Annotated in this window: 9 protein-coding genes; 5 read left to right on the top strand and 4 right to left on the bottom strand. The window is 59.3% G+C overall.

The genetic code is table 11. The annotated features are described in order from the left end of the window. Window positions 1–178 precede the first annotated feature (178 nt). Genes GOW56_RS21125 through GOW56_RS21110 form a run of 4 tightly spaced genes read right to left on the bottom strand, consistent with a single transcriptional unit; the run spans window position 179 to window position 4490 of the window. Window positions 179–1150, bottom strand: coding sequence for a D-glycerate dehydrogenase (locus tag GOW56_RS21125; RefSeq protein WP_171207108.1), 972 nt, complete (start codon window positions 1148–1150; stop codon window positions 179–181). Then, the gene (sucD, locus tag GOW56_RS21120; RefSeq protein ID WP_171120863.1) at window positions 1150–2037 is read right to left on the bottom strand and encodes a succinate--CoA ligase subunit alpha; all 888 of its coding nucleotides are present in this window, start codon (window positions 2035–2037) and stop codon (window positions 1150–1152) included. Before sucD ends, GOW56_RS21125 begins: the two co-directional genes overlap by 1 nt. Continuing rightward, the gene (locus tag GOW56_RS21115; protein ID WP_152460414.1) at window positions 2037–3233 is read right to left on the bottom strand and encodes a malate--CoA ligase subunit beta; all 1197 of its coding nucleotides are present in this window, start codon (window positions 3231–3233) and stop codon (window positions 2037–2039) included. Before GOW56_RS21115 ends, sucD begins: the two co-directional genes overlap by 1 nt. A 15-nt stretch (window positions 3234–3248) precedes the next feature. Next, on the bottom strand, window positions 3249–4490 hold the full coding sequence (locus tag GOW56_RS21110) for an aminotransferase class V-fold PLP-dependent enzyme (protein ID WP_171207107.1): 1242 nt from the start codon (window positions 4488–4490) through the stop codon (window positions 3249–3251). A gap of 220 nt (window positions 4491–4710) precedes the next feature. On the opposite strand from GOW56_RS21110, the gene GOW56_RS21105 reads away from it, so the two are divergent. The 5 genes from GOW56_RS21105 (at window position 4711) to GOW56_RS21085 (ending at window position 11379) form a co-directional block, all read left to right on the top strand. After that, on the top strand, window positions 4711–5340 hold the full coding sequence (locus GOW56_RS21105; protein WP_253284016.1) for a response regulator transcription factor: 630 nt from the start codon (window positions 4711–4713) through the stop codon (window positions 5338–5340). A gap of 22 nt (window positions 5341–5362) precedes the next feature. Next, on the top strand, window positions 5363–6208 hold the full coding sequence (locus tag GOW56_RS21100) for a Rossmann-like and DUF2520 domain-containing protein (protein ID WP_171172714.1): 846 nt from the start codon (window positions 5363–5365) through the stop codon (window positions 6206–6208). 177 nt (window positions 6209–6385) lie between these two features. Next, window positions 6386–10099 (top strand): hypothetical protein, encoded by a 3714-nt coding sequence (locus GOW56_RS21095; protein ID WP_171207106.1) that lies wholly within the window; start codon window positions 6386–6388, stop codon window positions 10097–10099. Then, on the top strand, window positions 10092–11090 hold the full coding sequence (locus tag GOW56_RS21090; RefSeq protein ID WP_171172712.1) for a hypothetical protein: 999 nt from the start codon (window positions 10092–10094) through the stop codon (window positions 11088–11090). Before GOW56_RS21095 ends, GOW56_RS21090 begins: the two co-directional genes overlap by 8 nt. 76 nt (window positions 11091–11166) lie before the next feature. Next, on the top strand, window positions 11167–11379 hold the full coding sequence (locus GOW56_RS21085; protein ID WP_152460419.1) for a hypothetical protein: 213 nt from the start codon (window positions 11167–11169) through the stop codon (window positions 11377–11379). The last annotated feature ends 77 nt before the right edge of the window (window positions 11380–11456 follow it).

Raw genomic sequence — 11456 nt, 5'->3', positions numbered from 1 at the left:
GCTGACGACCCAGTTCCGACGTGATCGAGCCAAAAAGCTCGGGATCACGATCAGAAAGGGACTGGGTGAAAAATCCGTCTGAACGGTGCAGGGCATTCACTGGTCATATCTCCTTATAGAGGAACGCAATGCAGCCACGGCTGCGTTGGACGCCATTGCGTGATGTTTGAAGGTGGCCTCAGATCACGCGGTCCCGAGGTTCACGGCCTTCGAAGAAATCGCTCAGGTTGTCGAGAACCCGAAACCCCATCGCCTCGCGCGCTTCGCGGGTTGCGCTGCCCAGATGCGGCAGCATGACGAGGTTGTCGCATTGCAACAGATCCGGGCTGACACGCGGTTCACCATCGAATACATCCAATGCAGCGCCGCCGATCATGTCGAACATCAATGCCTGGATCAGCGCCCATTCATCGATCACTTCGCCCCGTGCGGTGTTGATCAGAAATGCGTCAGGCTTCATCAGGCCAAGTCTGCGCGAATTGATCAGATGGCGGTTGGCTGCGCCGCCCGGACAGTGCAGTGAAACGAAGTCACATTGCGGCAGCAGGTCATCAATGGTGTCCACCTGTCTTGCGTTGCATTCGGCGAGAACATCGGGCGATACGGCGCTACGGTTGCAAACCAGCACGTCCATGCCGAACCCGTGATGCGCACGGCGGGCCATCTCCTGTCCGATGCGGCCATATCCGATGATGCCCAGTGTCTTGCCGCTGACCTTGGTTCCGACCAGATGCGTGGGCCGCCATCCTGTCCACTGACCTGCACGCAACTCGCGTTCGCCCTCACCCGCCCGACGCGCCACCATCAACAGCAGCGTCATGGCGATATCGGCGGTGCATTCGGACAGAACGTCGGGCGTGTTGGTCACGGTCATACCCAACTCGCGTGCCAAGGGCTCGCAGATATGGCTGTAGCCGACGCCGTAATTGGCAAGGATTTTCGTCTGCACACCCGGCACATCCAGTGCCTCGGCGCTCAGCGTGTCCGTTACGGTGGGCAGCACGGCGTCATAGGATTTCAACGCTTGCCGGATTTCAGCCGGGGACATGGGTTTGTCGCCGGTGTTCAAAACGGTGTTGTAGTTCTCGGCCAGCTGCGCCTCGACGGCAGCAGGCCAGCGACGGGTAACCAGAACCGAAGGTTTGACCATCACGCAGCCTCCATCACGCGGGCGATCGTCTCACCGATCACTGCAGGGTTTTCGGCCACGGTGACACCTGCGGCGGACAGGATCTCGACCTTTTCGCTGGCGCTTTCGCCGAAGGCCGAGATGATCGCCCCCGCGTGCCCCATGGTGCGGCCTTTCGGAGCGGTCAGACCGGCGACATAGGCGATCACGGGTTTGGAGATGTGGTCGCGGATATATTCGGCGGCTTCTGCTTCCTGCGGGCCTCCGATTTCGCCGATCATGGCGATGACATGCGTGTCTTCGTCGTCTTCAAACCGTTGAAGGATGTCCTTGAAGGACGATCCGTTGATCGGGTCGCCCCCGATTCCGACACTGGTCGAAACGCCGATCCCGCGCTCTTTCAACTGGGCCGCCGCCTCATATCCCAATGTCCCCGAACGGCCGATGATCCCTACATTTCCGGGAAGATAGATATGCCCCGGCATGATGCCCAACAACGCCTTTCCGGGCGAGATGGTTCCGGCGCAGTTCGGACCGGTCAGAACCATGCGTTTCTCTTTCGGATAGCGGTACATGTACCTTTTTACCCGGATCATGTCCTGTGCCGGAATGCCGTCGGTGATGCAGACGCAATAGCGGATGCCCGCATCGGCGGCCTCCATGATGGAATCCGCCGCAAACGGGGGCGGCACGAAGACCAGGCTGGCATCGGCGCCGGTGGCTTCGACGGCCTGTTTGACGGTGTCAAAAACCGGAACGCCTTCGACGGTTTCGCCCCCCTTGCCCGGCACGACGCCACCCACCACGTTCGTGCCATAGTTCAACATGTCCTTGGTGTGGAACCGCGCCATGCGCCCGGTGATGCCCTGCACGATGACACGCGTGTCACGATCGAGAAGAATGCTCATTACACAACCCTCATTTTGGTGCCCTGAGTAAGGTCGTTTTTCCACGCGCCCACAGCGCGTTCTGCCGCCTCCATCAGCGTCGTGGCGCGAATGATCGGCAGTCCGGATTTGGCCAGGATCTTCTGGCCTTCTTCGACATTCGTTCCGGCCAGCCGCACAACGACGGGAATATCGAGGTCAAGTTCCTTCAACGCCTGAACGACACCTTCAGCCACCCAGTCGCAGCGGTTGATACCGGCGAAGATGTTGACCAGAATGGCCTGAACATTGTCATCCGACAGGACCAGCCGGAACGCCTTGGCCACCCGTTCAGGCGACGCGCCACCGCCGATGTCGAGGAAATTTGCAGGCTCACCGCCTGCCAGCTTGATCGTGTCCATGGTGGCCATCGCCAGACCGGCCCCGTTGACGATGCAACCGATGTTGCCGTCAAGCCCGACGTATGAAAGCCCGCGATCCGCAGCGCGGCTTTCGCGCGGGTCTTCCTGGCTCTTGTCGCGCAGTTCGGCAATCTGCGGGTGGCGGAACAGGGCGTTGTCGTCAAAGCTCATCTTGGCATCCAGCGCCAGCACCCGGTCATCACCGGTGATGACCAGCGGATTGATTTCGACCATCGTGGCGTCAAGATTGCTGAAGGCGGCATAACAGCCCTGCAACGTCCGCACCATTTGCTGGATCAGTTTGGCTTCAACCCCAAGATTGAAGGCGATTTCACGGGCCTGAAACTCCTGAAGCCCGACGGCCGGTTCCACGATGGACCTGACAATGCTGTCGGGGCGGTCGGCCGAGATATCTTCGATCTCCATCCCGCCTTCGGAAGAGGCGACGATCATTACCCGCTGGCTGGAGCGATCCAGCACAAAACCAAGGTAGATTTCCCGGTCAATCGGCACTGCTGCTTCGACGTAGACACGATAGATGCCTTTGCCTTCAGGACCTGTCTGATGCGTCACCAGTTTGCGACCGAAGAGATCATCGCAAGCCTTGTAGATTTCGTTTTCGCTGGTGCAGAGCTTGACCCCTCCGGCCTTGCCGCGCCCGCCTGCATGGACCTGCGCCTTGACAATCCATTTGTCGCCCCCCAGTTCGCGCGCCCGATAGGCCGCCTGTTCAGGACTGTAGGCAAGCGCGCCTGCGGGCACGTCGACACCGAATTTCGAAAGGACTTCTTTCGCCTGGTATTCGTGGATATCCATCTGATGCGCTCCTGTTTAAGCAGCTATTGAAGTGCCGTAACGGCTTTCCAGCAGAGCTTCGATCGCGTCTTGATCGACCTCTCCGCCCAGCTCACGAATGGCTTCGGCGAACAGGCGCACGATCCGGCTGACGGCCTCGCGATTCAATTGATTGAGGATGCCGATGCGCACCTGCACCGGTTCGCTCAAGGTGGGCCAGATGCCAAACCCGCGGGCGCGGCAGTTCTGCACCAGTTCCATCTCGCGGCCAGAAAGCGCGGAAGGCAGGTTGAGTACGATCAGGCTGGGCATGTCCGAGGTGACCTCGCACCCCATCTCGGTCACCGCGTCCCGAAGAACCTTTTCATGCGTCCGGTAAGACATCGACCGCTTGGCCAGACCTTCCTGCAAGGTCAGGCGCAATGACTCGTGGAATGCCGCAACCGCATATCCGGAATGGGTCCGGTGATAGGTGCCCTTTTCCACGTCCTGCCCATCGACGATGCCCCAGTGGCGGGCCTCGAAGATCGGATTGTGCACATAGGTATAGGCACCTGTGGATTTCAGAGCCTCGATATAGGCATCGGCAAAGCTGACAGGGGCATAGGTCAGCGGCAGGCAGCACAGGCCTTTCTGCGGACAGGATGCCCAGCCTGCCACACCCGGATAGTCATCGATCGCAAAGTCTTCGACGCCCAGTGACGAGACCGCATCGATCAGCCCCATGGCGCCATGACGTTCACACGCCTCCGAGAAACCGCGTAGATCGTTCACCCTGCCCGATCCGGTTTCCCAATGCGCCATGAAGGCCCATTTCGGCTTGTGTTCGGCCAGAGTCGCTTCAACCAGTTCAGCCGTCACCGGCCGGCCATGTGGAACCTCGACCACCGTGACACTGGCCGCCTGCGGGTCAAGCGGGCTGGCCGCGTGTTCGGCGGGCGTTGCCGCCTTGATCCGCAGCGTCAACGCGTCGATCCCCGAAAATGTGCCGTTGGTGAAGGCCACAACCTTGTCACCGGGCATGATGGCCGAGAACATGGTGTCCAGAGCGCTCCAGCCGGTACCCGCGACAGCGAAGGTGTAAGCGTTCCGTGTGCCCCAGATTGTCCGCAGCATGTGCTTGCATTCGATCATGCCCCTGAGGACATCGCCTTGCATGTGATCGGCGACACCTGCGCCGGCGAAGGCTTTCAGGACACGCACATCCGTGTTCCCCGGCCCCGGCCCTGCGGCAAGGGTCTCGGGAATTTCGAGCGGAGGGAAAATCTGAAAGGTCATGGTCTGACATCCTCGGCTGTTGGCCGGACATTACGGCCTGATGGTTCAAGATACCGATCAGAAAACGCGAGCTTGCCGGATGGCGCAACGTAACTTACTACTGCTTTTGGATGGCTAATAGTGTGGGTAATTACCTACCTGTTTTGGCAAAAATACGACGGTATACCGAAATTCACCCCACCCTTTTGGGTAGTTTTTTGTAAAATATGGGCAAAATCATATGGTTGAGACATCGGACAAACCCATCGACATCATGCTTGCGGACAGCAACACGCTGGTTCTGTCGGCCATGTCGGAAATTTTCGAACGTGATCCCCGATTCTCTCTGGTTGCCACGTCGGCGACGGCGGAAGGGTTTCTGGGAACGGTGATGCGGATACCTGTGCAGGTCGGCGTCGTGGACTGGACGCTTCCGGCCCTGGGTGCCGCCAAACTGATCGAGGTGCTGCGCGATCAGGCCGATGCACCGCGCTTTGTCATCTATGGCGATGCCTCTGGGGATGTCCCACGATTGGCGATGCAGGCGGGCGCAGCTGGATTTGCAGCCCGCTCGGGCGAGGTCGAAGGCCTTCTTGAGACCTGCGCCGAAGTGGCAGCAGGCAAGATGGTGTTTCCGTTCATCGACGTCCGGAAGATGAAGCAGGATCCGATTCAAAGCCTGTCGCGCAAGGAACGCGCCATTTTGGAGGCCCTGGCACAGGGGATGTCGAACCGGGAACTGTCCAAGGAACTTCAGATATCCACCAACACGGTCAAGTTTCACCTGTCCAATATCTATGAGAAGCTGAACGTCAAAAACAGAACTCAAGCGATTGCGTTTTTCTATTCGTCCCAACGTGGGGCGGACTAGACGACAAGAACAGAGAGCCCAGATGACTGAAATCAAAATTAACGTTGTCGGTGCCGGGCGGGTCGGCAAAACGCTGATCAGCCTTCTGGATGGCACTGATGGCTGCCGGATCCAGGATATTCTGAGCACATCCTTTCAGTCGGCAAATGAAGCCGCCCAGTTGTCCAAAACCGGGCGCGTTGCAGCAAGCTATGCCGATTTGCGGCCAGCTGATCTGTGGATCCTCTCGGTGCCCGACACGCAAATTTCTGCGGTGGCCCACGAATTGAAAGAGGCGTTCGAAAACCAAGAAAAAACCGGGAAGCCCTCAGTGGCGTTCCATTGCAGCGGTTATTTTCCTGCCGAGCAACTGGCGCCGTTGCGAAGCCTCTCATGGTCTCTGGCCAGCGTTCATCCCGTCCTGTCTTTCGCCGATCCACAGGCCGCTGCTGCGCAATTCAAAGAGGCGCTGTGCGGGTTGGAAGGCGATGAAGACGCCGCAGCGTTCATTCAGCCGCTTCTGGAGGGATTGGGAGCCACCTGTTTTCCCATCCGGTCTGAAAGCAAAAGCCTGTATCATGCAGCCGCTGTGATATCGAACAACTTCGCCGTTGTCTTGCAGGCCATCGCCCGCGAAGCGTGGGCCGAGGCGGGCGTGCCGGACGAAACTGCCCGCAAGCTCAACGCTGGTTTGTTGAGCAGCACAGTCGAAAACGTCGACCTACTTGGCCCACAATCTGCCCTGACCGGTCCGGCGGCAAGAGGGGACTCAGAGGTCGTTGCCCAGCAGGGCGCGGATGTAGCGGCGTGGCACCGCGATGCAGGTGAAATTTACAAGCAAATGAGCCTGCTGGCGCAGAAGCTGAAGGCAACCGGTTTCACGAAGTAATCGCCAGATCCATTGCTGAAAGGCATTTTGGATCCTGCGTTCGAAACGCGTCGCGGAAAAGGGGGGCCCGGGCGTTTCTTTTGCGAATCCCTGAAACATGTTACGTTGGGTCAACTTTCGAGATTTGAATTTTCCCGGCACTCAGTTTCTTGCAGCGCTTTCCTACGAGGTGACTTCATGTCCGACTCCAGCAGTGAGCCCCCGCGCATTACGCTGTCCCTTCCGACCTCTCGACCAAATCCCACGATCTCGGCGGAACTCTCGGGATCGGCCGGTTTTACGGCTGACAGCCTTGACGATCTCAGGCGCGTCGAAGCCGAGAAGCTCAAGGCGCTGCGCCGTGGTGTAGGCATTGACCTGTCTGCCGAGGTGATCAACGATCTGGTCGATCAGCGCGTGCAGGCCACCGGTGCTGTCTTTCGTCAGCTCGAAACCATACGCAAGGATCTGACCGACGGGTTTCTGGGCGCTGTCGTCCCAACCCTTGCCCCGAAACTGCGCGGTGAACTGATCAATCCCGACGGCACCCCTGCCGAGCGGGTAATCGTTGAAGCGCTGCGCCCAACCTTTACCGCCAGTGAAGGCATCGACAACGCGGATTTTTCCTGGGCTGTAAAAGCCGCCGTAACGGATGCGCGGGGCCTGTTTTCGCTGGATCTGCCCAATCTGCGCCTGCCGCAAAATGGCCTCAGATTGCGGATCCGGGGGCAGAACACCACTCTGACCGAAGCAGTGCCGCGCATTGATGCATTGGATGGCGAACTGGGACTTGTGGTGCTGGATCGCACCGTCCTCCCTTTGCAGCGCTCGATCCTGGGTGAGCTGGCCGATATTCTGCCGGTGGATCCCGAGGATGCGGAAGAAAACATATCCGATTTCACCGGCACGCAGGCCCCAATCGTTCTGGGTGAAGGTGATTGCGCTTCGGAATACCGAACCGAAGGAGGCACGGTTTCGCGGCGGCGTTATTCGGTTCTTTATCGGCTGATCGACCCGCTTGTCGGGCCGAAAAACATCGTTCGCACCCGCCCTGTTGGCGGCAATCGCTTTGTCACGACAATTCCGGGCGGCACCTTTGCGCAGGCCAATCTTTCTGCCGAAACACTGTTGAGCGCATTCAATAATGACGGCGGAGACTGGGATTTCCGAGATCGGATACCGATTGACGAACCCATTGATATCGAGGATTTTTTCGAAGACTTGGAACAGCGTCCGCAGGATGTGCCAAAAGCTTCCAGCCTGGCGCTTGGCTATATCGCCAAGATGCGTTCAACCGCCGTTCACGCCGGAATGTCATTGGGGCGTCTGGTCTATTCCCTGCCGCTTGCCCCGGGCGAGGAACAACGGATCGTCGTGTCGGAACAGCGCGAAACCCTGACCGTGCGCGAACGCGAAAGCCTGACCTTCGAAGAACAACAGGAATTCGAAGAGGCGCGCGATACCTCTTTCGACAGTACATTCGAAACCGCATTGGACGAAGTGATCCGGGGAACATCCTCTTTCTCGACCAAGGCGTTCACAAAAAGCTTCGGGGGCGCAGGTGGCATTGGTGGCGGTCTGTTCGGCGGCATCGGGGCCATAGTGGGCGGGGTCGGTTTCAGCGGCGCGCGTTCCAGCTCCAACTCGTCAGGCAGTTCGTCCAACACGCAGAACACGTCCCGCGATTTTCTGTCAGACACGCACGAGACATTCTCGGCTGCGCTGGAACGGGCCGCTTCGGTCAAGCGAAGTTCGGCCCGAACCAGCGTTCGCACAGCCACGGCAAGTGATCGGCGGACGGCGACGACAAAATTCGTGGCCAACCGCAACCACTGTCATGCAATGACGATGCAATGGTTCGAAGTTCTGCGCGACTTTTCCCTGGAAACGCGGATCGAAGGCGTGCAATTAGTCGTCTTCGTTCCCATGCAGCTCATCCGCTTTCGCCGTTTGGGGCAAGGCGATCAATTGCCGGGCAATGTCAACCGGTCAGGATTGCTGCATCGATACAAAGTGATCCTGCGCCACGCAGACGTTTTCCGCCGGGTGTTCCGAAACCGTCGCAGATTCCGCACCGCCCTCAAACTGTTGGAAGAGTTTTACGCGGACAAGGACGCGACACCGCAGAATGCTCCGGGTGTCGCGCAGGACATCGTCAGCTTCGAGGCTCAGGGCACTTTCATGCCCAATGATGACATGTCCGCGGTGATCTTCACGCAGGATGGCGATCGCGTTGGGCCAGTGCCTCTGACCGGATCGCCGATCGACATCGACAACCTGCATGACTTGCCTGCCGAGACACGCGAAAACCTGCTGGTTCGGCTGGCTGACGCGCGCCGTGATCCAACCAACCGGCGGACTTATACCGGATCCGTGGCGTTGCCCCGCTCGGTCGAACGTTCCGACATCGCCCGCGTCGAGTTGCGCAGGCGGACGGGCTCTTTTGCCTATTCATTCTATACCGGCCCGGACCCGATCAACATCTTCAACATTTGGGAACATATCTCGAACCTGGAAGATGCGGATGATCTGGATCGCGCCACGCGCAACATCAACCGGAGCCTTCACACCACGATTTCAGGCTCGGATTTCGACGATCTGGTCGGCGCGCCGATGATCAGCGAGTTCGAAGCGCGCATGAATGAAGACGCGCAGACCATCGTTGACGACAATACATTCCAAGCTTTGCCTGCAACCCTGCCCTATTCGGTGCAGGAAGTGCCGGATGTGCTGTCGCGCCGTGATCTGCGGCGGATCGAAGAAATGTATCAGCATATCGTTGCCGACACCGTTCGCTATTCTCGCGTGATCTGGGCCAGTATGACGGATGAAGAACGGGCCATCCTGCTGGAACGTTTCACGATTGGCGTGCCGGATGGCGGGTTGGATGACGCCTCAAGCGAAATATCGCTGCTCAGCACGGTCCAGAACAAGGTGCTGGGGTTCTATGGCAATGCGATGATCATGCCCTTCTCGATCCCGCCCGATCTGGCCGACAGAATGGAGATGCGGACCGGCGACATTCAGGACAGTCTGCTGGCCTTCCATCGGGAAGACTTCCGGCCACCGCGCCGCACGATCTCGCTGCCGACCCGGGGGCTGTTGGGCGAGGCCGTTCTGGGCCGCTGCAATTCCTGCGAGATGATCGACCATCGCCGCTTCTGGAACTGGCAGGACAGCCCGACGCCACCCCCGGTTGGTGACACGCCGGTCCTGCCCGCGGACAGTGATGCAATCTTTGGCACCCGTGCGCCATCGGACCTGCCGGCCAATCAACCTTCGAACACGCTTACCATCGCAGGGGGCGACATCGGCACGGGCCAGGCCGTGCCCACTTCGCAACTGGCCGAGATCCTCAAGGCCGCGCCTGATCTTGCACGGGCGGGAACCGATCTGACCGGCCTGAAAGAGTTGCAGGCGCAACTGGCCCTTGAAACGCAATCGGTCGCCGCCGGTCGGGACAAGGCCATAGACACGGCGACGGATCTGACCAAAGAGCTTGTCGGCAAGGCCACTGAGCTTGCGGGCAAGGGGCAAGAGATCGCTGCGGCCCGCAAAGAGGAAGAAGCCAAAAAGCAGGCCGCCGAGAAGAAAAAGACGGATGCCGGCAATACCGCAAAGCTCAAGGGGTTTGAGGATATCGCCAAGAACGCTTCGGGAGTTTCTGCGCTGATTGGCGGGCAACCGGATGGCAACCGGGCCGGTTTCGTTCAAAACCTGTTCAAGGATTTCCCCGGTGGTGCTGCGGCTCTGGCCAATCCTTCCAACACGTTGCTTCTGGCCAAGCTTTTCGGGGCCTTTACCAAAGCCAATACAGATGCAGATGACGGCAGCGCAACCAAGGCCGGCAGCCAATCCGTACTGGATTTCCTCAATGGCCTGAGCGCCCCTGCGGAGGACGAAGATGAGTGACACCAGCACAAATGCAACCCCCGAACCGGGAATCGATGAAAGCCTTGCCGAGGCCATCATCAATATTCTTGAAACCACCAATTCTCCGGCGATACAGCGCGCCCGAGAGGTTATAGCCCACAGGCTGGCCATCGCTGGCGACATTGCCCCATCCCGCATCCCTGCCCCGCGCAACATCACCGAGATCGGCGGCTACATAAATCTGCTCAGCGAGTATGGAGAGGCCGAACAGCGCGCGCGCATGATCGCGGCCGCGCTGGGCATAGCAGGGCCGCAGATTTCGCTGCCACAGCCCGGTGCCGTTCCACCGTTGTCCTTTGTCACACGTGACGGTGCCCGACCTGCGGGGCCGCAACAACCCAGCTTCCCGTTGACCTATACGATCCGCAGCGACTTTGTTCCGGCCTTTGACAATGCGGTGCAGGAAATCACAATCCGCGGTGGCGCGGTTCCGATTTTGACACCTGTCAGGATCCTGCCTGCTGCGGGGTCTGCACCCGCAACAGACGGCTCTGCGCAGCTGGCTCTGATCGGCCGGACACTCAGCCTGGCGCCAACAGCGGCTTTGCACGCCGTGGCGACAGACCCTTTGTCGCTCAGCCGTCCGACGGCTGGTGGCGGGTTCGAGGTTATGGTTCGGGTCATCGACGCCGCCGCTCCGATCGCCGGAACCATCGCGGCGGCGAACTGGACAAGTTGGGAGTGCGACACCACTGCCTGTACCGAAGTCGACAGCAATGATGCGCGCTTTGCGCTGACACCGCTGCTGAACGCCGCCGGGTGGCACCAGCCCGCTGATCCCGGAAATCCGACCAGTCTGTCAAATCCCGGAACCTGGGCGGAATGGCGCAACATCACCGGGCTTGTGCCGGGCGTCACGCGGTTTGCGGATGAGCTGCAACTGCTATATTCCGCTGAAATGCTCATTACCTCGCCGGTCTTCAATCAACTGGACAATGTCTGGACAGGAAGCGAGTTCGCCGCGCCATAGCGCGGCGGCCTGAAACGCAGGAAAGTGATTTGGCAATGCGCCCTTCATGAGGTTCAATGCATTCAGGAGGTCAGCCATGCAAAACCCCGAGCGTTTCGAGAAATTCTATTTCGCCAAAGTCGGCATGGGCGAAGCCTGTGGCTGTGCCGAGCGGATAATCGACGTGTTCGAATTCAACCGCAAAGGCGGTGCGCAATCCAGGCAACCTGTGAAACAGGACAGGCGCAGACGCGGGTCCTTTCGGGCATGGGCGGTCAAATATGGGCTGATGAGCCGCAGGCGCACATAGCCAGGGCCTGACGACGCACAAGGTTCGCTTTCCGTTTCATGGCGTGGCTCAGGCGGTATGATTGCATATCTGAAACC

It is taken from the genome of Ruegeria sp. HKCCA0235A, assembly GCF_013033235.1.
In the GTDB taxonomy this organism is placed as follows: domain Bacteria; phylum Pseudomonadota; class Alphaproteobacteria; order Rhodobacterales; family Rhodobacteraceae; genus Ruegeria.
Note: the sequence above shows the minus strand (reverse complement) of the source record. Positions and strands in the feature narration are given on the sequence as shown.

Bases quoted from the DNA above. Each gene is read 5' to 3' on its own strand.
- GOW56_RS21095 (WP_171207106.1), top strand. From the start codon at position 6,386: ATGTCCGACTCCAGCAGTGAGCCCCCGCGCATTACGCTGTCCCTTCCG.
- GOW56_RS21125 (WP_171207108.1), bottom strand. From the start codon at position 1,150: ATGGTCAAACCTTCGGTTCTGGTTACCCGTCGCTGGCCTGCTGCCGTC.
- sucD (WP_171120863.1), bottom strand. From the start codon at position 2,037: ATGAGCATTCTTCTCGATCGTGACACGCGTGTCATCGTGCAGGGCATC.
- GOW56_RS21085 (WP_152460419.1), top strand. From the start codon at position 11,167: ATGCAAAACCCCGAGCGTTTCGAGAAATTCTATTTCGCCAAAGTCGGC.
- GOW56_RS21105 (WP_253284016.1), top strand. From the start codon at position 4,711: ATGGTTGAGACATCGGACAAACCCATCGACATCATGCTTGCGGACAGC.
- GOW56_RS21090 (WP_171172712.1), top strand. From the start codon at position 10,092: ATGAGTGACACCAGCACAAATGCAACCCCCGAACCGGGAATCGATGAA.
- GOW56_RS21110 (WP_171207107.1), bottom strand. From the start codon at position 4,490: ATGACCTTTCAGATTTTCCCTCCGCTCGAAATTCCCGAGACCCTTGCC.
- GOW56_RS21100 (WP_171172714.1), top strand. From the start codon at position 5,363: ATGACTGAAATCAAAATTAACGTTGTCGGTGCCGGGCGGGTCGGCAAA.
- GOW56_RS21115 (WP_152460414.1), bottom strand. From the start codon at position 3,233: ATGGATATCCACGAATACCAGGCGAAAGAAGTCCTTTCGAAATTCGGT.